The organism is Ruegeria sp. BG8, from assembly GCF_056538325.1.
The window spans coordinates 1-23370 of the sequence record NZ_JBQFSZ010000006.1 but is presented as its reverse complement, the minus strand read 5'-3'; the positions used below and the strand labels follow the sequence as shown (position 1 = coordinate 23370).

The following is a 23370-nucleotide window of genomic DNA, read 5'->3' as shown; positions in this document are numbered from 1 at the left end:
GACATGAGTGCCTGCGCCAAACGCTCGACCTGCCCCTATTGCGGGGTCGGGTGTGGCGTTCTGCTACAACCGGATGGCGCGGGTGGCCTGACCGTTACAGGCGATCCGGATCACCCGGCCAACTACGGGCATTTGTGTTCCAAGGGATCGGCCCTGGCAGAAACCGTAGGTCTGTCGCAGCGCCTGCTGTCGCCCGTGGTCGCGGGCGAAGAGGCTGGCTGGGACGACGCGCTACAATTGGTCGCCGATCGGTTTAGGGACACGATCGCAGAGCACGGGCCGGATTCGGTCGCATTCTACGTGTCGGGTCAATTGCTGACCGAAGACTATTATGTGGCCAACAAGCTGATGAAGGGCTTTATCGGTTCGGCCAATATCGATACCAACTCACGCCTTTGTATGGCCTCGACTGTGGCGGGGCATAAACGCGCATTCGGTACTGATACCGTCCCCGGGACATACGAAGATCTGGAAGAGGCTGATCTGGTCGTCCTCGTCGGATCGAACCTCGCGTGGTGCCATCCGGTTCTGTATCAGCGCCTGATGGCCGCCAGACAGGCGCGCGGAACCAAGATCGTTGTCATCGATCCTCGTCGCACGGCATCCTGTGACAACGCTGATTTGCATCTGCCGCTGGCCGCAGGCAGTGACGTGGCGCTGTTCAACCACCTATTGACCCAGATTGACGCCTGTGGGTTGATCGATACCGATTTTCTGACGCACACCAGCGGATTTGATCAGGCCATACAGGCCGCAAAAGCCGACGATGTCTCGGTCACCGGCTTAAACGTAGAAGACATTGCGACCTTCTGCCAGATGTGGACAAGCACCGAAAAGGTCGTGACCATCTTTAGCCAAGGGGTAAATCAATCAACGTCGGGCAGTGACAAGGTCAACGCGATCCTGAACTGCCATCTGGCGACGGGTCGTATTGGCAAACCCGGCTGCGGGCCTCTGTCTGTCACAGGGCAACCCAACGCGATGGGTGGGCGCGAAGTGGGTGGGCTGGCCAACATGCTTGCCTGCCATCTGGACATCGAAAACGCCGACCACCGCGCCGCCGTGCGGGGATTTTGGTCAGCCCCCACCATGCCCGAAGCCCCCGGTCTGAAGGCCGTAGACCTGTTCCGCGCAGTGGGGGACGGACGCATCAAGGCATTGTGGGTGATCCATACAAACCCTGCCGTTTCGATGCCCGAAGCGGATTCCGTTCGCGACGCCATCGCGGCCTGTCCATTCACCGTAGTCTCGGACATTACGGCACGCACAGATACCGCTCGGCTGGCTGATGTCTTGTTGCCCGCCGCAGCATGGGCCGAAAAGGACGGCACGGTCACCAATTCGGACCGCACGATCAGCCGCCAGCGCGCGATCTTGCCTCAACCTGGGCAGGCGCGCGCAGATTGGGACATTCTGGCCGAGGTCGGGCGTCGCATGGGCTGGCAATCGGCTTTCGACTATCAGTCCCCCAGTGAGATATTTCGGGAATATGCCACGCTGTCTGGTATCGCGGCGCGTTTTGGCCGTGACTTCGATATCTCTGGTTTTGCCGATCTGGATACAGCCGGATACGAGGCGCTTGAACCCACCCGTTGGCCCGTAACGGCAAATCGACAGGGCGGTCGTTTTTTTGCCGACGGCCAGTTCTTTCACGCTGACGGAAAGGCGCGGCTGTTGCCGGTGTCCTGGCGGCCACCGGCTGCAAAGACTGAACCGCGCCATCCTTTCTGGCTGAACACCGGTCGCTTGCGCGATCAGTGGCATACCATGACGCGCACCGGGTTATCCGCCCGTTTGTCGGCGCACCTGCCTGAACCCTTTGTCGAGATTCACCCCGAAGACGCGCATAAGACCGAAATAAAACCTGCCGATCTTGTTGAAATCAGCAGCCCGCATGGCAAGGCGATATTCCGCGCTCGGATCAACGAAAACGTCACGCGCGGACAGGTTTTTGCGCCAATCCACTGGACTGCGGAAACCGCCCCCTCAGCCCGGATAGATGCAGTCATCGCCGCGGCCACCGATCCGGTTTCTGGCCAACCCGAGAGCAAGGCTTCGGTCGTTCGTCTCACCCGTTTCGACGCAAAATGGTACGGGTTCGCGGTATCTCGGCACGAAATGTCCCCAACCTGTGAATACTGGGCGCAGGTTCCGACAAAAGCGGGCTATCGCGCTGAACTGGCCGGATTGAACGCCGTGGACGATTGGATCGAAACAGCGCGCAAAATGCTTAACCTTCCTGATGCAGAGGTTGCAGTGGTCGAGGACCCGGCACGCGGAATGGCGCGTCTGGCATTTCATGAGGATGGGCGTATCGCTGCTGCCCTGTTCGTCTCACCCGAACCAGTCGCCGTGATGCGTGATTATTTGGCGACATTGCCGGAAGTGCCCGATCTGTTGTCAGGCCGGGCACCGGCAGACAGGCCCGATCCCGGCCCTGTTCTGTGTTCCTGTTTCGATGTCGGTGTGAATACGATCCTAACCGCGATCGAAACCAAGGGCCTCTTGACCGTCGACGCCATTGGCGAGGCCCTGCGGGCTGGAACTAATTGCGGATCGTGCCGTCCGGAACTGGCCGCGCTGCTGGCGACCGCGCAACAAAAGGAGGCCGCGCAATAAGTGCGGCATCAAATCCAGACAGTTTCGCCGGTTTCCAGCGCCTTTTGCGCAGCCAACCCCATACGCACGGCCCACAAGCCGTCCTGCAGGCTCACTTCAGGCGCAGACTTCTCACCCCGAATGACCGCCAGAAACCCCTGATGCTGGTAGAAGGTAGACCCGTTATGGTCACCTGCCGCCAATAGTTCCGGGTCGACGGGGATGTCCTTACAAACCGGCCCCTTCGGGGCACGCGGGCTGATGATCAATTGCGGCACCGGTGCCTCGCCCAGATGATCGGGCCAGAACCGGCCCGGTCCGGGCACCAGCGCTTCGATCTTGGCGTTCGGACCAATGGCCGAAATCTCTTCCTGGTAGCGCGCGCCTTCGGCAAACATGCAAAGCTCCAGCATCGCACGCGCGCCCGAGGCAAAGTCGACCATGACATAACCGTGGTCCAGAATGTCGGGTGTTTCGCCGTTGTAAACCTCATCCAGATGGTTGACGGCTTGCCCGCCGCTTGCGGTAACACGCACCGGATCGGATTTCAGGATCAAACGCATCAGGTCGAAGAAATGACAGCACTTTTCGACAAATGTGCCGCCCGTATTGCGATTGAACCGATTCCAGTTGCCGACCTTTTCCAGAAAGGGAAAGCGGTGCTCTCGGATCGTCAGCATTTTGACACCGCCCGTCGCTGACGCCTCGTCAATCAAAGCGGCGATGGGCGGCATATAGCGATACTCCATCGCAACCCAGATCGGATGGGTGTAATCGCGCTGGATCGCTTCTAGCCGCGTTTCATCTTCGGGATTGGTGAATAACGGCTTTTCGACCAGCAATGGCAAAGGGCGAACCCGAGCGATGTGTTCGATTTGCGCGACATGCAGATGGTTCGGGCTGGCAATGACGACGCAATCCAATTCCGCCACGGTCAGAAGATCATCGACAGAGGCCACCATCTTTGCCTCTGGCGCAATCTTCTGCGCGGCCTGCGCCATGTCCGGGTCGGGTTCGAAAATTGCAGCGACACGCGCGCCGTCCAACAAAGCGATATTGTGCAGATGTTCCTGCCCCATCATGCCGCATCCGATCAGCCCGTAATGGATGGTCCGGGTCATGCGTTCTTCCTTTTACTTCAGACGTTGGACATAGGTCGCCCGGTCCGGGTCAAACCACGTTTTAGAAAACTCAACCGGTTCGGGTTTTTCCGACCAGCTGAACCGCTCGATATAGCCAGCTGTTTGGCCCGCTGGTTTTGTGAACCCCGCGGGCGTCCAGTCGGGCAAAGCACGGATACTCACCCGGTCTTCGGCGCGGGTGATCCAGAAACCCAATTGCTGCTGGTAATAGCGATACAGCGAATCTGAAAGCAACGCGCGATCAATCAAACCGGCGGATTCGTCCAGCCAGATTTCCTCGACCGCGATAATTGTGTCATTCAGATAGCGCATCCGGCGCACCCGCGAACCGCGATCAGATGCCCCAAAGCGCGGCAGGTCGGCAGGTTTCGCAAGATGGTCAACGGACAGGATATCAGCGCGCGGTAGTCCTCCACCTTCGGGCAATTCCAGCCGGAACATCGCATAGACACTGTTCTGCGTTCCCGTCTCGCGGATGTAGTTCCCAGAACCCTGAACGCGCTCTAGCATGCCCTTCTTTTCAAGCTCTGCCAGCGATTTTCGCAATGTCCCGACCGAGACATTGAGGTTGGCTGCCATGTCCCGCTCCGGGGGCAGACGTTCGCCGTCCATCAGGCGTCCGGCGGCAATATCGCGGATCAAAAGCTCGGCGATCTGAACGTAGATCGGCAGGGCGTTGGGGTTGCGGTGCGTTGTTGCCATCGGAAAAGCGCTTCATTGAGTCGCGGGAAAAATTGATACACTATTGATCTACATCAAAGTGATTGCTACGCAAGAGGAAAGTCAAAGCTGCACGGAGAACGAATCAAATGACCATCGTCCCCATCACATCCCCCGATCTGGATGCGGCCGAGGTTTCGTGGTTCGCAGCTTTGTGTTCAGACGATTATCAGTTTCTGGGTGTCCCCGACGGTGACCTGCGATCCAGTTGGGAACATTGTTCCGGCATCGTGCGCGAAGCCGAAGCGCAAGGGTTTCGTAACATCCTGTGCCCATCTTCCTATCAGGTCGGTCAGGACACGCTGAGTTTCGTGGCGGGCTGCGCGCCGATCACAGACCGGATCAACCTGCTGGCCGCCGTGCGTTGTGGCGAGATGCAGCCGATCATGTTGGCCCGCACCATCGCAACGCTGGATCACATGCTGCAAGGGCGGCTGACGGTGAACATCATCTCGTCCGACTTCCCCGGCGAGAAAGCCGACAGCGCGTTCCGCTATCAGCGGTCCCGCGAGGTGGTCGAGATCCTCAAGCAAGCCTGGACATTAGATGAGATCAACCATGCGGGCGAGGTCTATAACTTCTCAGGCCTGACCACCGATCCGGCCAAGCCGTATCAAACCGGCGGTCCGCTGCTGTATTTCGGAGGGTATTCTCCATCGGCGCTGGACCTGTGTGGCGAGCATTGCGACGTCTACCTGATGTGGCCCGAAACCAAGGATCAACTAGCCGAGCGGATGAAGGCCGTTCACGCCGTGGCTGAAAACTACAACCGCACGCTGGATTACGGTCTGCGCGTTCACATGATCGTCCGCGATACCGAAGCCGAGGCGCAGGAATACGCGGATTATATCGTCTCGAAGCTGGATGACGAATATGGCCGTACGATCCGAGAACGGGCGCTGGACGCGACCTCTTTGGGCGTGGCGCATCAGGCCAAGAACCGCGATCTGGCGGATGAATATGGCTATGTCGAACCGGGCCTGTGGACAGGTGTTGGCCGCGCGCGATCCGGCTGCGGCGCGGCTTTGGTCGGATCGACCGACCAAGTGATGACCAAGATCGAAGAATACCAAAAGATGGGCATCCGCGCCTTCATCTTCTCGGGCTATCCGCACATGGATGAGGCCAAGCATTTCGGGGCCCGCGTCCTGCCCAATCTGAAAACCTGCTCGCTGCCCGAAGAATACGGGCGCGTGCCTGCAAATACCCCGGCGACCCCGCTGGGCAACGGAGTTCGTCGCTGATGCAACGTGTGAAACTATCCGACACGCTGGACCTGAGCCGCATCGTCTACGGCATGTGGCGCATCGGAGATGACGATGACACCTCGGCCGCACATGTCGAGGCCAAGATACAAGCCTGTCTGGATCAGGGGATCACCAGTTTCGATCAGGCGGATATCTACGGCGACTACACGGCCGAAGGCATTCTGGGTACCGCCCTGCGCGCCAATCCGACCCTGCGGTCAAAGATGGAGATCGTCACCAAATGCGATATCGTCGCGCCCTGTGGACGGTATTCGGACGCGAAGGTCAAATACTATGACACCTCGCGCGCGCATATCCTGAAATCTGTCGATACTTCTCTGACCGAGATGGCCATCGACCATATCGATCTGTTGCTGATCCACCGTCCTGATCCGTTCATGGACCACCATGAAACCGGCGCCGCACTGGATGAGGTGGTCGCCAGCGGCAAGGTGCGTGCTGTCGGCGTGTCGAACTTCCGTCCTTGGGACTGGAACCTGCTGCAATCGGCGATGAAGACGCCGCTGGTCACTAACCAGATCGAGCTGTCTCTGGGTCAGATAAGCCCTTTCACCAATGGCGATCTTGCCTTTCATCAGCAGCACGGCCAGCACGTTATGGCGTGGTCTCCGCTGGGGGGTGGGTTGCTGATGGCGGGAAATCCACCGGTCGGCATAGTTGCAGATGAGATAGCTGCCGAATTCGGCGTGGATCGCGCGGCAGTTGCCGTCGCTTTTCTGCTGGCGCACCCGGCAGGGATTCTGCCGGTGATGGGCACCAACAACCTGACCCGGATTCAAGGCATTTCGGACGCGCTGAAAGTCAACCTGGATCGTGAAAGCTGGTTCCGTCTTTATGAGGCGGCACTGGGGCATGAGGTACCATGATGAACGCAATCTCAAAGGACATCACTCGCACATTCGTCCCGCACAAAGATGACACCCGCACCCTGCGGGACGCTTTTGGCAAGTTTGCCACCGGTGTCACCATCGTCACCTGTGACAGCGACGATGGCCCGGTCTGCATCACCGCCAACAGCTTTTCATCGCTGTCGCTGGACCCCCCGCTGGTCATGTGGGCCGGCGATCGCAACTCGCGCAGGTTCCCCTATTTCCACAAGGCGCGCCATTTCAGCGTGCACGTGCTATCGTCGGAACAGGCCGATCTGTGTTTTGGCTGCTCTAAAGACGCGTTCGCCCTGCGGGATATCGACCACGACCGCTGCGGGAACGGAACACCTTTGCTGCCGGATTGTCTGGCGCGGTTTGAGTGTGAACAGCATGCCTATCACGATGCAGGCGATCACGTGATCGTGGTGGGCAAAGTCCTGAAAGTCAGCATGGCGGACGGAGACGCGCTGACATTCTACGCCGGGAAACTCGGCCAATTCGCGCAACACTAAGCGCGATCTGACGACCGCGGGACAAACCTGCGGCTGAACAAGGGAGGATCCGCATGAGCGGACTGGCAACGGCGCTTGCGCCGATTGCATTCGTGAACGAAACCGTGCTGCGTTTGGGCCGCGCGGTTGGTGTCGTTGCGATTGCATTGATGGTGATCGCAATCCTGATTCAGGTGTTCTTCCGATACGTTCTGGGCAACGCCCTACCCTGGCCGGATGAGGCCGCGCGCTTCTGCATGCTGTGGATGACCGGGCTGATGGCCCCCACTGCGTTCCGGCGCGGCGGATTCGTGGCGATCGATATGGTGCCAATGATGCTGCCGCGCGTGCTGGGGCAGGTGTTGATGCTGTTCCTGCTGTTCGTCTCTCTGGTGGTGCTGGCCGTCGCGGTGAATATCGGCTGGTCTGAGGTAACGGGTTTCGGCGGCCGCTTTGCCACGGCGGCGCTCTATGTTCCGACTTCGCTGGGCTTTGACGAATGGTACCGCGTCCCGCGCAGCTGGATGATGGCCTCGTTGCTGGTGGGGGTCATTCTTCTGTTGGTTGTGAATATCGAGCTTATCTTGCGCGCCATCGTAACGATGCTGGGCGGCGGGGACATGCTCCCTGAAATCGCAGATGCGCCGGTGGGGGCTGAATAGATGCTGATCTGGTTTCTGCCCACCTTCCTCGTGTTCCTAATGATCGGCCTGCCGGTCTTTTTCGCCCTGTTGGCCGCGCCCGGTATTCTGCTGTGGCTGAACGGTCAAACTGCCGACATCACGCTGCTGTACCGCAATGTCTACAATGGTATGGACAGCTTCCCGTTGATGGCCATTCCCTTCTTCATGCTGGCCGGAGAGCTGATGAACCGCGGCGGCATCACCATCCGTCTGGTCGAGTTCTCTCAGGCACTGATGGGCCACTTCCGCGGCGGTCTGGCCCATGTCAACGTTCTGAGTTCAATCCTGTTCGCCGGGCTGTCTGGATCGGCGGTGGCCGATACCTCGGCACTGGGCTCGATGCTGATCCCGGCGATGGAGAAACAGGGCTATACCCGCCGTTTCGCCGCTGCGATCACGGCGGCCAGCTCGGTGATCGGGCCTATCATTCCACCTTCGGGCATCATGATCATCTATGCCTATGTGATGGGTGAAAGCGTTGCGGCTCTGTTCCTTGCGGGCATCGTGCCGGGTGTAATGGTTGGCGTCGGCCTGATGCTGATGATCAAGGTCATGGCCGACAAATACGATTTCCCTGTCGCAAGCCGCAAATACACATGGCCCGAGCGTCGTCAGGCCAGCCTCAAGGCTTTCTTTCCTTTGCTCACACCGGTCATCATTCTGGGCGGTATCCTTGGAGGAATCTTCACTCCGACCGAGGCCGCCGCCGTGGCCGTGGGCTATGCTTTCATAATCGGGTTCTTCGTCTTGCGCACCCTGACGATCAAAGAGGTGCCCGAGATTCTTAGCAACGCAGGCCTGACCTCGGCCGTGGTTTTGCTGCTGGTCGGCGCGGCGATGGCATTCAAGACCGTCGTCAGCCTCAGCCACGCGCCTGAACAATTGGCAGCACTGATCCTTGGCCTGTCAGAAAACCCGCTGATCCTGCTGTTCCTGATCAACCTGTTGCTGTTTGTCGTGGGCATGTTTCTGGATGCAGGCCCGGCAATCATCATTCTTGGTCCCATCCTTGGCCCGATCTTTACCAGCCTCGGCGTGGACCCGATCCATTTTGCTATTATCATGAGCGTTAACCTGACCGTCGGTCTGGCCACTCCGCCCATGGGGCTAGTGCTGTTCGTGGCCGCCGCTGTGTCGCGCGAAAAGGTCGAGACCATTGCCAAGGCAATCCTGCCATTTCTGGCTGTCGAAATCATAGTGATCTTTTTGATCACCTATGTCCCCGCACTATCCATGACAATCCCGAGGATAACGGGATTTGCAAACTGAACTGAGTATCACAGGGAGGAAACGCATGCTCAGAAGACTTTTCCAAACCGCAGCGGTGGCCACATCGCTGGTGGCCGCGTCCGCCATATCTGCCGTTGCCGCCGACTATACCCTGCGCGCGACAGCGAACTCGAACGAGAATGACGAGGATTATGACGGTCTGATCGTCTTCAAGAACTATGTCGAGGCTGCCTCGAACGGCGCCATCGAGGTCGAATTGTTCATCGGCACGCAGCTGTGCTCGAACGGGGCCGAGTGCCTGCAAGGCGTGGCTGACGGTACGATCGACATCTATATTTCGACCTCGGGCGGCGCGTCGGGCATCTTCCCCTACGTGCAGGTCCTGGACCTGCCCTATCTGATGGCCGATGACCGCGTGGCCGAGCATGTGCTGTCCGGCGATTTCACCCGCAAGGTCCGCGACATGGCGCTTGAGGATTCCGGCGGCGCGATCCGTCTGATGACCATTGGCAACACCGGCGGCTGGCGCAACTTTGCCAACACCCAGCGTCGCATCGCCGAACCTGCGGATATGGAAGGTCTGAAAATCCGCACCGTGGTCGCTGACCTGCCGCAAGAGCTGGTCAAGGCACTGGGTGCATCGCCCACCCCGATCCCGTGGCCTGAACTGTTCACCAGCTTCCAGACCGGTGTGGTTGAAGGGTCCAAGAACGGGATCACCGACATCATGGGGATGAAATTCCCCGATGCCGGTCTGCAATACGTCACACTGGACGGCCACGCCTATATGGGCGCGCTGTGGTGGATGAATAACGCCAAGTTCCAGGAGATGCCCGAGGACATGCGCCGCGTGGTTGTCGACGGGTTCTATGCGCTGCAGCAGGCCACCTTTGCCTCGCCCAAGCGCAAGTCGATCCAGGCCTATGAGGATTTCGTCGCTGGTGGCGGCGACCTCTACGTGCCGACACCCGACCAGAAAGCTGCGTTCAAAGAGGCCGCAACCCCGGTCTATGACTGGTTCCAGTCCAACGTGGCCCGCGGGGACGAGGTGTTCAACGCCCTGACCGAAGCGGTTGCAGCGGCCGAGGCTGATATCAACGCCTCACGCGACGCGGATCTGAACTAAGCGAAAGGGGCCGGGCGCTGCGTCCGGCCCTTACCGAAACGGGTACATCCACCCTTTGTAGTCATTCACCAGAACATGCGCTCTTTCAATCTGCTCCGGCGTCATTTTCTTGACCACTTCCTCAAGGCTGATCGCCGCATCGGGGTCGCCGCCAATCGCGCTAAGCGTGTACCACATATACGCCCGAACCAGATCGGGCGCAGGCATGCCCAGACCCAGCTCATAGTACCAGCCGACACCCGACTGCGCCCCCGGATGCCCTTTCATCGACGCGCGCAAGTACCATTCAAACGCCCGCTCGTAGTCCTGCTCGACCCCCAGCCCAAGGCCGTACATGACGCCGATCAACTCTTCGGCCTCGGCATTGCCGGACCGCGCGGCGGGCAGCAGTTCCTTGCGCGCGGCCTCAAATTCGCCCGCCTCCATCATGTCGCGTGCTTGTTCCAACTCGGCCAGCGCGGGGCTCGCAAAAAGGCAAAGGGCAAATACAAGCTGGCGCATGGGATTTTCTTCCTTTTCGTCAGTGCAGCGGCAGCGCAGGAACTGCCCCGCCCACTGACCGATGATGACTTTATCCCCTTTGATATGAAACAGGCTGCCATCGGTCATCAACTGTTTTATGACCCCATCTTGTCAGGCAACCAGAACATATCCTGCGCCCATTGCCACCACCCGGATTTTGGCACTTCGGACGGGTTGTCTTTGGGCATAGGCGAAGGCGGGCAAGGACTGGGGCCGGATCGCAAACCCGGCACAGGAGAGGACAGAATCCGCAAACGCATTCCACGCAACTCGCCCGGACTTTGGAACCTTGGCGCGAAAGAGATTCACACCGTATTCCACGATGGCCGCCTGAGTATCTCGGATGTCTACGGCAACGGGTTCAACTCTCCCGCGCAGGAATGGCTGCCTGAGGGCCTGAATTCTCTGTTGGCCGCGCAGGCGCTGTTCCCGCTGACGTCGCAATTCGAAATGGCCGGGAATGTCGGCGAAAATCAAGTGACCGGAGCGGTTGCCGACCGGATTGATCTGGGCTGGCCGATCCTTGCCAAACGCGTGCGTACCGATCCGCGCTATGGCAAGGCCATGGTCGCCGCTTTTGATGAGGTTGAAACGACCGAAGACATCACCATCACCCAGATCGCCAACGCCCTGGCCGCGTTCATGGCGGTTGAGTGGCGCAGTGCCGACAGCCCCTTCGATCAGTATTTGACGGGCGACGCATCAGCCCTGACGACAGATCAGAAAGAGGGAATGGACCTGTTCTATGGCAAGGCAAATTGCGCCTCGTGCCATTCCGGCCCGCTAATGTCGGATCAGGAATTCCATGCGCTGGCGCTACCGCCCTTTGGTCCGGGGCGCACGCGGCAATGGGATCCTTATGTGCGCGACGTTGGCCGCATGGGCGAAAGCGACCGGCTTGAGGACGCCTATCGCTTTCGCACCCCGATGCTACGCAATGTCGCCCTGACCGCACCTTACGGGCATAACGGAGCGTTTCCTGATCTCGAAAGCATGATCCGGCATCATCTGAACCCCGAACACAGCCTGTCACACTGGACAAAAGATATGGCGGCGTTGCCCCGCATCTCGTGGCTGCAAAAAGCCGATTTTATAGTGTGGGATGATCGGCTGGAAATGGAGCGGCAGCGCAAAAAGATCGACATAACCCCGGTGCAGTTGTCGGACGCCGAAATCAGTAGCCTTGTGGCGTTTATGCACGCACTGACTGGAACAAGTGTGGATGCACCGCCTTTCGGTGTGCCAGCAGATTTCGAGCCGTAAAAAAGCCCCGCAAATGCAGGGCTTTTTTGTTATTCTGCTGCTTCCTCGTATTCCGACATCGGCGGGCAAGTGCATACGAGGTTTCGGTCGCCGTAGGCGTTATCGACGCGGTTGACCGGCGACCAGTATTTGTCGACGCCCATGGAACCCGGAGGGAAACAGGCCTGTTCGCGGGTGTAGGGGCGGTCCCAGTCTCCGACCAGATCGCGCACCGTGTGGGGGGCGTTTTTCAGCGGGTTGTTCTCTGCGTCGATCTTGCCGTCGATGATGTCCTGCGCCTCGGCCCGGATGGACAGCATGGCGTCGCAGAAACGGTCTAGTTCGTCCTTCGGCTCGGATTCCGTCGGCTCCACCATCAGCGTACCCGCCACCGGCCAGGACATGGTCGGGGCGTGGAAGCCGCTGTCGACCAGACGCTTGGCGACATCGTCCACGGTCACATGCGCCTCGGCGTCCAGCGGGCGCGTGTCGAGGATGCATTCATGTGCCACACGTCCGGTCTCGGAAGTATATAGGATCGGATAGGCATCCTGCAGACGTGCGGCGATGTAGTTGGCGTTCAGGATCGCCACCTTGGTCGCCTGCGTCAGACCCGCGCCGCCCATCAGCAGCACATAGGCCCAACTGACCGGCAGGATTGAGGGCGAGCCGAAGGGCGCCGCCGAGACCGGACCCACGGCGGTGCCGTATTCCGGGTGGCCCGGCAGGTGTTCCTCCAAGTGCGCTTTGACGCCGATGGGGCCCATGCCGGGGCCGCCACCGCCATGGGGGATGCAGAAGGTCTTGTGCAGGTTCAGGTGGCTGACGTCTCCGCCGATGTCACCGGGGCGCGACAGACCCACCATGGCGTTCATGTTGGCGCCGTCGATATAGACCTGACCGCCGTGATCATGGGTGATCTGGCAGACCTCTTGCACGGTGGTCTCGAACACGCCATGGGTCGAGGGGTAGGTGATCATGCAACCGGCCAGATGATCGGAATGCTTCTCGGCCTTGGCGCGGAAGTCATTCAGGTCGATATTGCCGTTCTCATCCGATTGCACCGGCACCACCTGCCAGCCCACCATCTGGGCCGAGGCCGGGTTGGTCCCGTGTGCCGAGGTCGGGATCAGGCAGACATTGCGGTGCCCTTCGCCGCGGGCGAAGTGATAGTTGCGGATGGTCAGCAGGCCTGCATACTCGCCCTGCGCGCCCGAGTTGGGCTGCTGGGAGATCGCGTCATAGCCGGTGATCTGGCACAGCTTGTCGTTCAGATCGGCAATCATCTCATGATAGCCCTGCGCCTGATCTTCCGGAGCAAAGGGGTGCAGATTGCCGAACTCGGGCCATGTGACCGGGATCATCTCGATCGTGGCGTTCAGCTTCATGGTGCAAGAGCCCAGCGGGATCATCGCCCGGTCCAGCGCCAGATCGCGGTCGGCCAGACGGCGCATATAGCGGGTCATCTCGGCCTCGGCCCGGTTCTTGTGGAAGATCGGGTGGGTCAGATAGGGCGTCTCGCGCAGCGCGTAATCCGGCAAGCGGTAGGCGACGTTCGAACTGTCATCGGTGCGGTCGATACCAAAGGCACCCCAGACGGCCTCGATGGTTTCAGCGCGGGTTTGTTCATCGAGGCTGATGCCTACTTTCGTCTCGCCGACCTTGCGCAGGTTGACGCCACGAGCCACGGCGGCCTCCATGACGGTCTTTTGCAGGTGGCCGACTTCCACGGTGATGGTGTCAAAGAATACCTCAGGTTCGACCGTGAAGCCCGCCTCTTCCAGACCAACAGCCAGACGCGAGGTCTTGCGGTGCACCGATTGCGCGATGGCCTTGATGCCGTCGGGGCCATGGTAGACGGCATACATCGAGGCGATGACGGCCAGCAGCGCCTGCGCGGTGCAGACGTTCGAGTTCGCCTTTTCGCGGCGAATGTGCTGCTCGCGGGTCTGCAGGGCGAGGCGATAAGCCTTGTTGCCCCGGCTGTCGATGCTGACACCGATGATCCGGCCGGGCATGGCGCGTTTCAGCTTGTCGGTGGTCGCCATATAGGCCGCGTGCGGGCCGCCATAGCCCATCGGCACACCAAAACGCTGGGTCGAGCCGATGGCAATATCCGCGCCCATCTCACCCGGGGATTTCAGCAGCGCCAGCGACAGGATGTCAGCGGCGACGATGGCGATGGCTTTGTGTTCGTGCAGCGCCGCGATCTCGGCGGTGAAGTCGCGCACATGGCCGTGGGTGCCGGGGTACTGGAAGATCGCGCCAAACACCGCACCGGCGTCGAGGCTGTCGGGGTCGCCCACCTGCACGTCGATGCCCAAAGGCTCGGCGCGGGTTTTGATCACAGCGATGGTCTGCGGGTGGCAGTTGCGGTCGACAAAGAAGGCTGCGTTGTTGGCCTTGGACCGCCCGCCACGTTTGGCCATGGCCATCGCCTCAGCCGCTGCGGTGGCTTCGTCCAGCAGGGAGGCATTGGCGACGTCCAGCCCGGTCAGGTCACTAACCATGGTCTGGAAGTTCAGAAGCGCCTCAAGACGGCCCTGGCTGATCTCGGGCTGATAAGGCGTGTAGGCCGTGTACCAGGCCGGGTTTTCCAGGATGTTGCGCAGGATCGGTGCGGGCGTGGTGGTGCCGTAATAGCCCTGACCGATCAGTGAGGTCAGAACCTTGTTCTTGCTCGCCACCTCTTTCATATGGAACAGCGCATCGCGTTCGGTCATCGCCGGACCCCAGTCCAGCGGTTCCTTTTGCCGGATCGCAGGTGGGACAGTGGCGTCGATCAGCTGGTCCAGCGTCTTGAAGCCGATCACCTTGAGCATATCGCGCATCTCGGTCGGGCTGGGCCCGATATGGCGGCGGTTGGCGAAGTCATAGGCTTCGTAATCGGTGAGTTTGAAAGCCATTGGTAGCGCTCCTCAAGGAAGGTCCCGCCCGGCCGCTGTGGCAGATGCCTCCGGCGGGGATATTTTTAGCCAGATGAAGGACGGATCCGCGCGGGGACCCGCCTTGGGTTCAGCCGATGAAAGCTTTGTAGCCCGCTTCGTCCATCAGATCTTCGAGCTGCGATGCGTCTGCGATCTTGATTTTGTAGATCCACGCGTTGCCTTCTGGATCTTCGTTCAGAGCGCCAGGGTTATCTGCAAGGGTTTCGTTAACCTCAATGATCTCACCATCCACCGGCGCGTAGAGTTCCGAAGCGGCTTTGACTGACTCGATCACGCCAATCTCGCCATCCTTGGCAAATTCGTCGCCAACTTCCTGTTGTTCAACGAACACCACATCCCCAAGCTGCTCGGCAGCGTGCTGGGTAATGCCCAGAGTGGCCGTGTCGCCATCGACATCGATCCATTCATGCTCTTCGGAATAATAGGTTGCCATGCTTCTCTCTCCTGACTTCAACGCTTGTAATTCTGTGTGACGAAGGGCAGCGCCACGATCTGCGCCGGTTGCGGCTTGCCCCGGATGATCAGGTTGACAGTTTCGCCCGGAGCGGCGTGTCCTGCTGAGACATAACCCATTGCTACCGGGCCACCGACCGTGGGGCCGAAACCACCCGATGTGATCTGACCAATTGTGTTGCGCTCGGCACATTGGATCTCAACGCCCTGACGCGCGGGGGCGCGGCCTTCGGGCTTGATGCCAACCAGCTTGCGCGTAGGCCCCTCTGCCAGTTCCATCTGGATGCGTTCTGCACCGGGAAAGCCGCCTTCTTCTTTGCGGCGTTTCTGGATCGCCCAACCCAGAGAGGCTTCGATCGGAGAGGTCATCTGGTCGATATCATTGCCGTAGAGGCACAAACCAGCCTCGAGTCTCAGGCTATCGCGCGCGCCTAAACCAGCGGGCTCGCAATCATCATGGGCCAAAAACGCGCGGGTTATCCCTATCGCTTCAGCCTCGGGGATCGAGATTTCGTACCCGTCTTCACCTGTATATCCCAAACGCGAAATACGGCATTCTACACCGTTGATTTCCGCCACCGTAGTTTCCATGAACTTGAGATCACGCGCCGCGGGACAAAGGCCCCCAACAACCTCCTCGGCCTTCGGACCTTGCACGGCCACCAGAGCGCGGTCGAAGATTTCGGTTACCTCAACGCCGTCTAAATGCGCCTGCATATGCGGGATGTCCTGATGGCGCAGCGCGGCATTCACCACTACAAAATAGTGGTCCCCCGCATTCGACACGATCAGGTCATCCATGATCCCGCCATCGGCATTGGTGAAAAACCCGTACCGCGCCTTGCCCTCTTTCAAGGTTTCGTAGGCTTGGGGGCACAGTGCCTCGAGCTTTTCGCCCACGTTTTCACCCCGAAGGATCACCTGACCCATATGGCTGACGTCAAACACAGCCGCTTTTTCCCGGCACTGCTTATGCTCGCCCATAATCCCCAAAGGATATTGGACCGGCATCTCCCACCCTGCAAAGTCGATTATCTTACCGCCAAGCTCGACATGAAGATCGTAGAGCGGTGTGCGTTTTGGTGCGTCAGTCATGTCGAAGACCCCTCCAAGCCCGTTGTCCAAAACTGCTGCCCATATCGGTTGGGCAACAAGGTGCGACATACGTTCCTTTCCAACTTTTTCCGGGACCATTCCCCAAGTCAACCAGCAGATGCCAGCGTGTTTGGTTAAGTGCAGAATCGTCAGTATACTCGTGTATGCCTGATTTTGTGTCGTATAGGAAACTTTTTTCCGTTACGCAACACGGGAATTTTACCATGAACGGAAACAAGCCGCGCGCTTTCGGGTAAGCAGGTTCAATCCCCAAGTTTTTTGCCATCCAGCGAGCGAACGTCTCTGGTCCCGACCGGGAACCTGCCCTAAGACTTTGCGGCAAGAGAGGCGCACATGTCACATATTACCCTGATACGTCACGGCCAAGCCAACACCGCTGCACGGGATGAACAGAACTATGACAAGCTCAGTGAACTGGGCCATCAACAGGCACATTGGCTTGGCGCGCATCTGCAAGCCACACGGGCACATTATCCACGCGTGTATTGTGGGACCCTGACCAGGCACGTCGAGACATCGGCCAGCATGGGCCTTCCTGAACCGATTCAGGACGCAAGGCTGAACGAGATTGAGTATTTCACGCTCGCCAAGTTGCTTGAAGATCAAAAGGGCATAGCCGTTCCCACCGACCGCGAAGAGTTCGTCGAACACCTGCCGCGAACTTTCGCAGCCTGGGCCAATGGCGAGATTCAGGATACCCCTGAAACCTTTGTCGAATTCGAAACCCGCGTATCAGACGCGCTGCGCGATATTGGCACCGAAGGTGGGCCCGCCATCGTGGTGACCTCTGGCGGGTTGATCTCGATGGTGGTGCGACAGGCCATGGGGTTGGATATTCCGGCCATGGCGCGGGTGGCGCTTGCGATCATGAATACGTCGATGCACCGTCTTCACCCGATTGGAACGCAGCTGAGCCCGGTGTTGTTCAACGCTGTGCCACATCTGGAAGCACCAGACCGGCAATTCGCACAAACTCACCTGTAAGGAGGCTACGATGCAGCTCTATTATGCCCCGCGCACGATCTCGGTCGCTGTCGCCATTGTGCTCGAAGAAAGCGGGCTCGACTATGAAGCGATCAAGCTGGACTTCGCTGGTGGTGAACAGACAAAGCCCGCCTACAGGCAGATCAACCCCAAGGGTCGCGTTCCGGCGCTGGCGGTTGAGGGCGGCATTCTGACCGAGACCGGCGCGCTGCTGGACTATATTGCGACGATTGCTCCGCAGGCGGGGCTGGTCCCTGAGGATCCGGTGATGGCGGCGCGGATGCGTGAGGTGATGTACTACCTTGCCTCGACCATGCATGTGAACCACGCCCACAAGATGCGTGGGCACCGTTGGGCAGACAAAAAGCCCAGTTTGAAAGACATGAAGGACAAGGTTACCCAGACGATGACTGCGTCCTGCGAGTATATCTCGTCCAACGGGTTGCGTGGGCCATTCGTTCTGGGTGACACGTTCTCGCTGGCCGATGCCTACCTTTACGTCGTGTGCAGCTGGCTGGAAGGGGACGGGGTTGATGTCTCGGCCTTTCCCAAGATTATCGCCTTCCGCGACGCGATGGAGGCCAGACCTTCGGTTCAGGCGGTGCGTGCCGCCGGGATGCTCTGACAAAAGGAATAAGAATGACACATCTCTGGGTCCGGGCAGAACAGCGCCCGAACGAGGAACGGGTTGGGCTGACCCCCGAAGGCGCTGCGGCGTTGATCGCGGCAGGTATCCGCGTGACGGTCGAGGAAAGCTCGGTCCGCGCCATCCCGCTGGACGGCTACAAAGAGGCCGGGTGTGAGATCGCAGCCGAGAACTCGTGGCCCGAAGCCCCGCTGGATGCGATCATCTTCGGCCTGAAAGAGTTGCCGGAAGACGGGACGCCTTTGCCCCATCGCCACATCATGTTTGGCCATGCCTATAAGGGCCAGCACTCAGGCCGCGCGCTGCTAGAGCGGTTCAAGGCCGGCGGCGGCACGCTTTATGATCTGGAATATCTGGTGGACGAAGATGGCCGCCGTGTTGCTGCCTTTGGCTATTGGGCCGGGTATGCGGGCGCTGCGGTCACGCTTAAGACATGGGTCGCCCAGCAACAGGGGCAGGAATGTCCCCCGGTTGGCGTTTACCCCGGCAAGGACGCGCTGAATGCCGAACTGCTGGCACAGTTGGACACCACCGGCACCCGCCCAACGGCCATCGTCATCGGCGCATTGGGCCGCGTGGGCACGGGCGCTGCGGATCTGTGCGAGGCTATGGGCGTCGCCGTGACCAAATGGGATATGGCCGAGACTGCCAGCGGCGGACCCTTCCCCGAAATTCTTGATCACAACCTGTTCCTGAACTGCATCTTTGCGCGCCCCGGCACGCCCGTCTTTGTCCCGCGCGAGGCGCTGACAGCACCGCGCAAACTGACCGCGATCGGTGACGTGGCCTGCGACCCGGACAGCGATTACAACCCGGTCCCGGTCTATGACCGCGCCACAACATGGGACGACCCCGCCCTGCGCGTGGCCGATGATCCGGTGATGGATGTGATGGCCATCGACAACCTGCCCTCAATGCTGCCTGTCGAAAGCTCGCAGGACTATGCCGCGCAACTGCTGCCCTCGCTGCTGACGCTGACCGATCTGGACAGCGGCGTCTGGGGTCGGGCACGGGCCGAATTCGTCAAACACTGTTAGGCAAGGCAACCATGGAACACTTGATCGGGGCAGCAGCGGCAATTTTGGGAACAGTGTGCTGGTTACCTCAGACTCTCAAAACGTGGCGCACCCGCGAAACAAAAGACCTGTCCCTTCCTGCCAACTTGCTGATCCTGACCACGCTGACACTGTGGCTGATCTATGGGCTGATGATCGCTGCATGGCCGTTGATCCTTGGCAATGTGATATCAATTCTGCTGGTCGGTGCGATTGTAACCGCGAAACTTAAATTCGGCTGAAAGCCGAAAAGGAGCATACGAATGACCATCCACTGGTGTGGCACCGGCCTGTCGGCCATCCCCGGCCTGCGCCGCCTGATAGACGGCGGACACAAGGTTACCGTCTGGAACCGGACCATCGAAAAAGCCAAGGCCGAGGTCGGAGACCTGACCGACGACATCCAAGCCTTTGACATCGACGCGCTTGGCGCGGTGCTGGAAAAGGGCGACGTGATCGTGTCCATGCTGCCCGGTGACTGGCATGTGCCGCTGGCGGAACTGGCGATCTCGAAAGAGGCAAACTTTGTCTCATCCTCATACATCGCCCCCGAAATGCGCGCACTGGACGACAAGGCGCGCGAGGCCGGTGTGGCGCTGGTCAATGAGGTTGGGCTGGACCCGGGGATCGATCACCTGATGGCCCATGCGCTGGTCGCCGATTATCGCGCGTCGGGTGCATTCGATCCGCAAAACCACCTGAGCTTTATCTCATATTGCGGTGGCATTCCCAAAAACCCGAACCCGTTTCGCTATAAGTTTAGCTGGTCGCCTCTGGGCGTGCTAAAGGCGCTGCGGTCCCCGTCCAAATCGATCCGCGACTACGCCCCGCTGGATGTTACGCGGCCCTGGGACGCGATCAGCAGCTATATCGCGCCGCTGCCCACACCCGAAAGCTTTGAGGTCTATCCCAATCGGGACTCGCTGCCTTTCATGGCCGAGTACCAATTCGAAGATCACTGGACCGTCAAGGAATTCGTCCGCGGCACCCTGCGCCTGAACGGTTGGGCCGATGCGTGGTCGGACGTGTTTACCGAGATCGAAAGCCTCTCGGGCGCGCAAGGCGACGCGTGCTTGAAAGAGATGTCCGATCAGTTCTGGGCCGAGAATGCCTATGACGAAGGCGAGCCCGATCGCGTTGTTTTGTGCGTCGGCCTGAAGGCCCAAAAAGACGGAATAGATGTCTGGAACAAGACTTACGTGATGGATGCTTGGGGCGATGCCAGAGGCACAGCAATGGCCCGCCTGGTTTCAATCCCTGTGTCTTTGGCGGTAGAGGCAGTACTAGCGCGCGCCATCCCGGCAGGTGTCAGCGCGGCGCCCAGTGACCCAAAACTGGTACAGAATTGGATGGCCGAAATCGACAGGCTGGCACAGCATTTGCAAATTGTGGATCACACCATGTGACCCCATTTCTTATTAGACGCAAAAACAAAAGCCGTTCCGAGGTTTCGGAACGGCTTTTGTTTTGGCGGGGTTATAGCTTGCCCTGTTCCTGCGGTGTGCAGCAGCACAGACAATGATCCCGCGACTTCGGTCTTTAGTCATGATCGCTCAGATATACCTTTCGATCGTATCTTCGATGTCACTGCGATTTATTCCCAGCTCTGATAGCTGGTGATCGCTTAGGCGGTTAAGTTCTTGCGCGGCGCGCACGATATCCGCCCGGATCGCCTTTATTTTCATGGCTCGGTCAAACAGGACCAATGCACTGGCGTTCGGTGTCACCGTGATGCTTGAAATCGTATCCAGCATAACTCTCCTCCCTATTACGTTTCAGCTTGATTTGCGTTCGCCGGTGTTACGCGGCTTGCTGATAGGGCTGATGGGCATAGACACTTTGATAAGCACGCTCTTTGATCTTGTCGCGCGGAACACCGATATCGTCCAATTGCTTGTCGCTCAGGGCTTCCAGCTCACGTACAGTTTTGGCAAAAATCCGACGGCGGAACTGTTCGACTCTTGCTTCTGCGTAGTTCGAGAACAATCCAAAAAACAGGCTCTTCTGCGGGGTAACAGTTTGTGCGGTTCCCATATTATCCTCCATTGAGTTTGTGTTGCTTTACCAGTCACACATCAAATAAAGGCAGGCCAAATTAACGATGTCGGTCCGCCAGATTAAGCTTCGTTAATCTTGTCCCCTGCACGGTTGGCGGCGCTTTTTCAGCGACCTTGACCCGCCTAGGGACGTCAAACTGCACACGAAAACCACACCTGAAAGTGAACCGGTAAAGGCCGATTCAATGGGATTCCCTACTATCCGTGACCCGTTCATTCGCTAGTTGAATAGGGGTGTACTGACGGATGAATAGGCGCTGACATGGCTATCAATCACCGGGATATCAAAGCCAACGGGCAAGGCACCCTGACGCAACAAGCGCGGCTCTGGTCCGGTCTTGTTCTATTGATCTATGCAACGGGTCATTTCATCAACCACGCGCTCGGCCTTGTATCGCTCGACTGGATGGATCGCATGTTGTCGGTGATGTCCCTTGTCTGGAGCTCGGTTCCCGGCACCGTTCTTCTTTACGGCTCGTTCGGTGTGCACATCCTTTTGGGCGCCATCAGCATTCTGAGTATCCGCAGCCTGAAAATGCCATTCTGGCGCTGGTTCCAAATCATACTGGGACTTGCCATCCCTTATTGGCTGGTCAGCCATGTCATCGTGACCCGGGGTTCAGAATTGGTCACAGGCGTTCCCGTGACATACGTACAAGAGCTTTCGCTGCTCTGGCCGGTGTCAGCCATCAAGCAGAACGCGCTGCTGTTGCTGGTCTGGTTACATGGAATGATCGGCGTGCATTTCTGGTTGCGCCCTAAACAATGGTACAAGAACGGGTTATTGGTTTTGCTGCCTTTGGCGGTCGCTGTACCTATCGTCGCAATGGCCGGATGGATGACGGCCGCACAGCGCGAACTGCTTAGGATTAACCTCGATCCTAGCTCGACCGAAGCCGTAGAATTGGCCGAACGCGTTTCAGTCGTGCGTCAGGCCGTTTCGGAATACCAGGCTATCGCCCAAGGTTGGGTGGTCATCATATTGTGCGGACTTCTGACATTATTCCTGTTGTTCTTCATAGCAACCAGTTTGCGACGCCGCGTACGTGTCACCTACGGGGAAGGTCTGACTGTTGACGCGGCACCTGGCAAAACGATTTTGGACATCAGTCGGGACAACGGCCTTTCGCATGTATCGGTTTGCGGCGGTCGGGCCCGCTGCTCGACCTGTAGGGTTGTGGTGGTCGCGGGAGAGGATGGCCTCAGCCCCATTGGCCCGGCAGAGCGTAAGCTGCTCGACAAAATCAACGCCGAGCCCAACATGCGCCTTGCTTGCCAAACACGCGTAACCGGCGACACCAGTATCCGTCCACTGATCCAACCAAAACGCCTGGCGTCTACTCCTTTGAAATCAGACCCTTATGGATGGGGCGTAGAACGTGAAGTCAGTGTGCTGAATTTGAAGATCAAAGAGTTCAGACCCTTCGTCGACAAAACACTGCCCTATGACGTCATCTTCGTTCTGAACCAGCTTTTGGATCAAATGGTCGAGCAGATCGAGGAGCAAAACGGCCATATCGATAAGTTCACCAACGATGGTTTGACTGCAGTTTTCGGTTTGGAAACACACAAAACGCAGGCTGCAAGATCGGCATTGTCAGCCGCGGCTAACTGTCAATTGATATTGCAACAGCATCAAGGAAGCCTGGAACAGCATCTTGAGGAACCACTGCAAGTTGGCATCGGGGTTCATTCAGGACGGGCCGTCATCGGGCGTGTGGGGAAATCTGCAGGTCAAACAGGGCTTACACCTGTCACCGCGATCGGTACAGTTTCGGTCATCGCAGAGGCCTTTGAAACCGTTACCCATAAGATCGAAGCTGGCATTATCTACTCGAAATACATGCACGACCTCTGTGGCTTGGGCGTGGCGGACATGTTGGGTAAGACGGGTGGAATTACAATTCAGGGCCTTTCTGAACCTGTTCCTGCCGTCATCATCAAAAACAGCGGACCGCTGAAGAAAAAGCTCGAGATCACCTGAAATAGAAGTGCTTGACCACACCGTCAGGCATTAAGCCAAGGCAAACCCATCTGTGTCGCTCAACGAACTGATAGCCGTGGGCAATTCGAACGGTTACAGGGTCTGGGCGTCGTGTGGTTGTTTGTTTTCTGGGTTTTCATCGTTAGAGAGGATTGGGCTTTTACTAGGTTTGGCGGTGACCTACTCTCCCGGGGCTTAAGCCCAAGTACCATTGGCGCGGCAGTGCTTAACTTCCG

The 23370-nt window shown here is 58.8% G+C and carries 22 protein-coding genes; 14 read left to right on the top strand and 8 right to left on the bottom strand.

What is annotated here, in order from left to right; all coding sequences use genetic code 11:
* Positions 1-3: 3 nt before the first annotated feature.
* Entirely contained in the window at positions 4-2619 is a 2616-nt protein-coding gene (locus ACR0DG_RS13215) for a molybdopterin-dependent oxidoreductase (RefSeq protein ID WP_480698139.1), read from the top strand.
* Positions 2620-2627: 8 nt separating this feature from the next.
* On the opposite strand, the gene ACR0DG_RS13210 is transcribed toward ACR0DG_RS13215, so the two are convergent.
* The gene (locus ACR0DG_RS13210; protein ID WP_480698093.1) at positions 2628-3719 is read right to left on the bottom strand and encodes a Gfo/Idh/MocA family protein; all 1092 of its coding nucleotides are present in this window, start codon (positions 3717-3719) and stop codon (positions 2628-2630) included.
* Positions 3720-3731: 12 nt separating this feature from the next.
* Complete coding sequence (locus ACR0DG_RS13205; RefSeq protein ID WP_480698095.1) at positions 3732-4442, bottom strand: GntR family transcriptional regulator; 711 nt, start codon at positions 4440-4442, stop codon at positions 3732-3734.
* 107 nt (positions 4443-4549) lie between these two features.
* Between ACR0DG_RS13205 and ACR0DG_RS13200 the strand changes: the two genes are divergently transcribed.
* From ACR0DG_RS13200 to ACR0DG_RS13175, 6 genes are read left to right on the top strand one after another with little or no spacing between them, the layout of a single operon-like run.
* Complete coding sequence (locus ACR0DG_RS13200; RefSeq protein ID WP_480698096.1) at positions 4550-5704, top strand: LLM class flavin-dependent oxidoreductase; 1155 nt, start codon at positions 4550-4552, stop codon at positions 5702-5704.
* Complete coding sequence (locus ACR0DG_RS13195) at positions 5704-6594, top strand: aldo/keto reductase (protein WP_480698098.1); 891 nt, start codon at positions 5704-5706, stop codon at positions 6592-6594. Before ACR0DG_RS13200 ends, ACR0DG_RS13195 begins: the two co-directional genes overlap by 1 nt.
* Entirely contained in the window at positions 6594-7109 is a 516-nt protein-coding gene (locus ACR0DG_RS13190) for a flavin reductase family protein (protein ID WP_480698141.1), read from the top strand. Before ACR0DG_RS13195 ends, ACR0DG_RS13190 begins: the two co-directional genes overlap by 1 nt.
* Before the next feature lie 53 nt (positions 7110-7162).
* Positions 7163-7750 carry a TRAP transporter small permease gene (locus ACR0DG_RS13185; protein ID WP_480698100.1) on the top strand — a complete coding sequence of 196 codons (588 nt, stop codon included), beginning with the start codon at positions 7163-7165 and terminating at the stop codon, positions 7748-7750.
* Complete coding sequence (locus ACR0DG_RS13180; RefSeq protein WP_480698102.1) at positions 7751-9040, top strand: TRAP transporter large permease; 1290 nt, start codon at positions 7751-7753, stop codon at positions 9038-9040. It begins immediately after the preceding gene.
* Positions 9041-9065: 25 nt separating this feature from the next.
* Positions 9066-10127, top strand: coding sequence for a TRAP transporter substrate-binding protein (locus tag ACR0DG_RS13175; RefSeq protein WP_480698104.1), 1062 nt, complete (start codon positions 9066-9068; stop codon positions 10125-10127).
* Positions 10128-10157: 30 nt separating this feature from the next.
* Here the strand turns inward: ACR0DG_RS13175 and ACR0DG_RS13170 are convergent, their stop codons facing one another.
* Positions 10158-10628 (bottom strand): tetratricopeptide repeat protein, encoded by a 471-nt coding sequence (locus ACR0DG_RS13170; protein ID WP_480698143.1) that lies wholly within the window; start codon positions 10626-10628, stop codon positions 10158-10160.
* Positions 10629-10712: 84 nt separating this feature from the next.
* Between ACR0DG_RS13170 and ACR0DG_RS13165 the strand changes: the two genes are divergently transcribed.
* Positions 10713-11912 (top strand): cytochrome-c peroxidase, encoded by a 1200-nt coding sequence (locus ACR0DG_RS13165; protein ID WP_480698105.1) that lies wholly within the window; start codon positions 10713-10715, stop codon positions 11910-11912.
* Between the two features lie 29 nt (positions 11913-11941).
* Here ACR0DG_RS13165 and gcvP read toward each other — a convergent pair whose 3' ends face one another.
* The 3 genes from gcvP to gcvT all read right to left on the bottom strand — a co-directional run bounded on the left by gcvP (position 11942) and on the right by gcvT (position 16387).
* Complete coding sequence (gcvP, locus tag ACR0DG_RS13160; RefSeq protein WP_480698107.1) at positions 11942-14797, bottom strand: aminomethyl-transferring glycine dehydrogenase; 2856 nt, start codon at positions 14795-14797, stop codon at positions 11942-11944.
* 109 nt (positions 14798-14906) lie between these two features.
* A complete protein-coding gene (gene gcvH / locus ACR0DG_RS13155; RefSeq protein ID WP_480698109.1) occupies positions 14907-15272 on the bottom strand; it encodes a glycine cleavage system protein GcvH in 366 nt (121 codons plus the stop codon).
* Positions 15273-15289: 17 nt separating this feature from the next.
* The gene (gcvT, locus tag ACR0DG_RS13150; RefSeq protein ID WP_480698111.1) at positions 15290-16387 is read right to left on the bottom strand and encodes a glycine cleavage system aminomethyltransferase GcvT; all 1098 of its coding nucleotides are present in this window, start codon (positions 16385-16387) and stop codon (positions 15290-15292) included.
* Positions 16388-16741: 354 nt separating this feature from the next.
* Between gcvT and ACR0DG_RS13145 the strand changes: the two genes are divergently transcribed.
* Genes ACR0DG_RS13145 through ACR0DG_RS13125 form a run of 5 tightly spaced genes read left to right on the top strand, consistent with a single transcriptional unit; the run spans position 16742 to position 20499 of the window.
* Complete coding sequence (locus ACR0DG_RS13145; protein WP_480698113.1) at positions 16742-17392, top strand: histidine phosphatase family protein; 651 nt, start codon at positions 16742-16744, stop codon at positions 17390-17392.
* A gap of 10 nt (positions 17393-17402) precedes the next feature.
* Positions 17403-18017, top strand: a complete 615-nt coding sequence (locus ACR0DG_RS13140) for a glutathione S-transferase family protein (RefSeq protein ID WP_480698115.1) — start codon at positions 17403-17405, stop codon at positions 18015-18017.
* A 14-nt stretch (positions 18018-18031) separates the two neighbouring features.
* The gene (locus tag ACR0DG_RS13135) at positions 18032-19075 is read left to right on the top strand and encodes a saccharopine dehydrogenase (protein WP_480698117.1); all 1044 of its coding nucleotides are present in this window, start codon (positions 18032-18034) and stop codon (positions 19073-19075) included.
* 11 nt (positions 19076-19086) lie between these two features.
* Positions 19087-19335, top strand: coding sequence for a SemiSWEET family sugar transporter (locus ACR0DG_RS13130; RefSeq protein WP_480698119.1), 249 nt, complete (start codon positions 19087-19089; stop codon positions 19333-19335).
* A 21-nt stretch (positions 19336-19356) separates the two neighbouring features.
* The gene (locus ACR0DG_RS13125; RefSeq protein WP_480698120.1) at positions 19357-20499 is read left to right on the top strand and encodes a saccharopine dehydrogenase family protein; all 1143 of its coding nucleotides are present in this window, start codon (positions 19357-19359) and stop codon (positions 20497-20499) included.
* A gap of 147 nt (positions 20500-20646) precedes the next feature.
* Here the strand turns inward: ACR0DG_RS13125 and ACR0DG_RS13120 are convergent, their stop codons facing one another.
* Entirely contained in the window at positions 20647-20847 is a 201-nt protein-coding gene (locus ACR0DG_RS13120; RefSeq protein WP_480698122.1) for a DUF1127 domain-containing protein, read from the bottom strand.
* A 46-nt stretch (positions 20848-20893) separates the two neighbouring features.
* Complete coding sequence (locus tag ACR0DG_RS13115; RefSeq protein ID WP_480698124.1) at positions 20894-21127, bottom strand: DUF1127 domain-containing protein; 234 nt, start codon at positions 21125-21127, stop codon at positions 20894-20896.
* Positions 21128-21412: 285 nt separating this feature from the next.
* Between ACR0DG_RS13115 and ACR0DG_RS13110 the strand changes: the two genes are divergently transcribed.
* Entirely contained in the window at positions 21413-23134 is a 1722-nt protein-coding gene (locus ACR0DG_RS13110; protein ID WP_480698126.1) for an adenylate/guanylate cyclase domain-containing protein, read from the top strand.
* Positions 23135-23370: the final 236 nt, after the last annotated feature.

Coding starts and splice junctions, on each gene's coding strand:
- ACR0DG_RS13205 (WP_480698095.1), bottom strand. CDS start 4,442: ATGGCAACAACGCACCGCAACCCCAACGCCCTGCCGATCTACGTTCAG.
- ACR0DG_RS13185 (WP_480698100.1), top strand. CDS start 7,163: ATGAGCGGACTGGCAACGGCGCTTGCGCCGATTGCATTCGTGAACGAA.
- ACR0DG_RS13140 (WP_480698115.1), top strand. CDS start 17,403: ATGCAGCTCTATTATGCCCCGCGCACGATCTCGGTCGCTGTCGCCATT.
- ACR0DG_RS13135 (WP_480698117.1), top strand. CDS start 18,032: ATGACACATCTCTGGGTCCGGGCAGAACAGCGCCCGAACGAGGAACGG.
- ACR0DG_RS13195 (WP_480698098.1), top strand. CDS start 5,704: ATGCAACGTGTGAAACTATCCGACACGCTGGACCTGAGCCGCATCGTC.
- ACR0DG_RS13145 (WP_480698113.1), top strand. CDS start 16,742: ATGTCACATATTACCCTGATACGTCACGGCCAAGCCAACACCGCTGCA.
- ACR0DG_RS13190 (WP_480698141.1), top strand. CDS start 6,594: ATGAACGCAATCTCAAAGGACATCACTCGCACATTCGTCCCGCACAAA.
- ACR0DG_RS13130 (WP_480698119.1), top strand. CDS start 19,087: ATGGAACACTTGATCGGGGCAGCAGCGGCAATTTTGGGAACAGTGTGC.
- ACR0DG_RS13210 (WP_480698093.1), bottom strand. CDS start 3,719: ATGACCCGGACCATCCATTACGGGCTGATCGGATGCGGCATGATGGGG.
- ACR0DG_RS13115 (WP_480698124.1), bottom strand. CDS start 21,127: ATGGGAACCGCACAAACTGTTACCCCGCAGAAGAGCCTGTTTTTTGGA.
- gcvH (WP_480698109.1), bottom strand. CDS start 15,272: ATGGCAACCTATTATTCCGAAGAGCATGAATGGATCGATGTCGATGGC.
- ACR0DG_RS13120 (WP_480698122.1), bottom strand. CDS start 20,847: ATGCTGGATACGATTTCAAGCATCACGGTGACACCGAACGCCAGTGCA.
- ACR0DG_RS13180 (WP_480698102.1), top strand. CDS start 7,751: ATGCTGATCTGGTTTCTGCCCACCTTCCTCGTGTTCCTAATGATCGGC.
- gcvT (WP_480698111.1), bottom strand. CDS start 16,387: ATGACTGACGCACCAAAACGCACACCGCTCTACGATCTTCATGTCGAG.
- gcvP (WP_480698107.1), bottom strand. CDS start 14,797: ATGGCTTTCAAACTCACCGATTACGAAGCCTATGACTTCGCCAACCGC.
- ACR0DG_RS13165 (WP_480698105.1), top strand. CDS start 10,713: ATGAAACAGGCTGCCATCGGTCATCAACTGTTTTATGACCCCATCTTG.
- ACR0DG_RS13200 (WP_480698096.1), top strand. CDS start 4,550: ATGACCATCGTCCCCATCACATCCCCCGATCTGGATGCGGCCGAGGTT.
- ACR0DG_RS13175 (WP_480698104.1), top strand. CDS start 9,066: ATGCTCAGAAGACTTTTCCAAACCGCAGCGGTGGCCACATCGCTGGTG.
- ACR0DG_RS13125 (WP_480698120.1), top strand. CDS start 19,357: ATGACCATCCACTGGTGTGGCACCGGCCTGTCGGCCATCCCCGGCCTG.
- ACR0DG_RS13170 (WP_480698143.1), bottom strand. CDS start 10,628: ATGCGCCAGCTTGTATTTGCCCTTTGCCTTTTTGCGAGCCCCGCGCTG.
- ACR0DG_RS13110 (WP_480698126.1), top strand. CDS start 21,413: ATGGCTATCAATCACCGGGATATCAAAGCCAACGGGCAAGGCACCCTG.
- ACR0DG_RS13215 (WP_480698139.1), top strand. CDS start 4: ATGAGTGCCTGCGCCAAACGCTCGACCTGCCCCTATTGCGGGGTCGGG.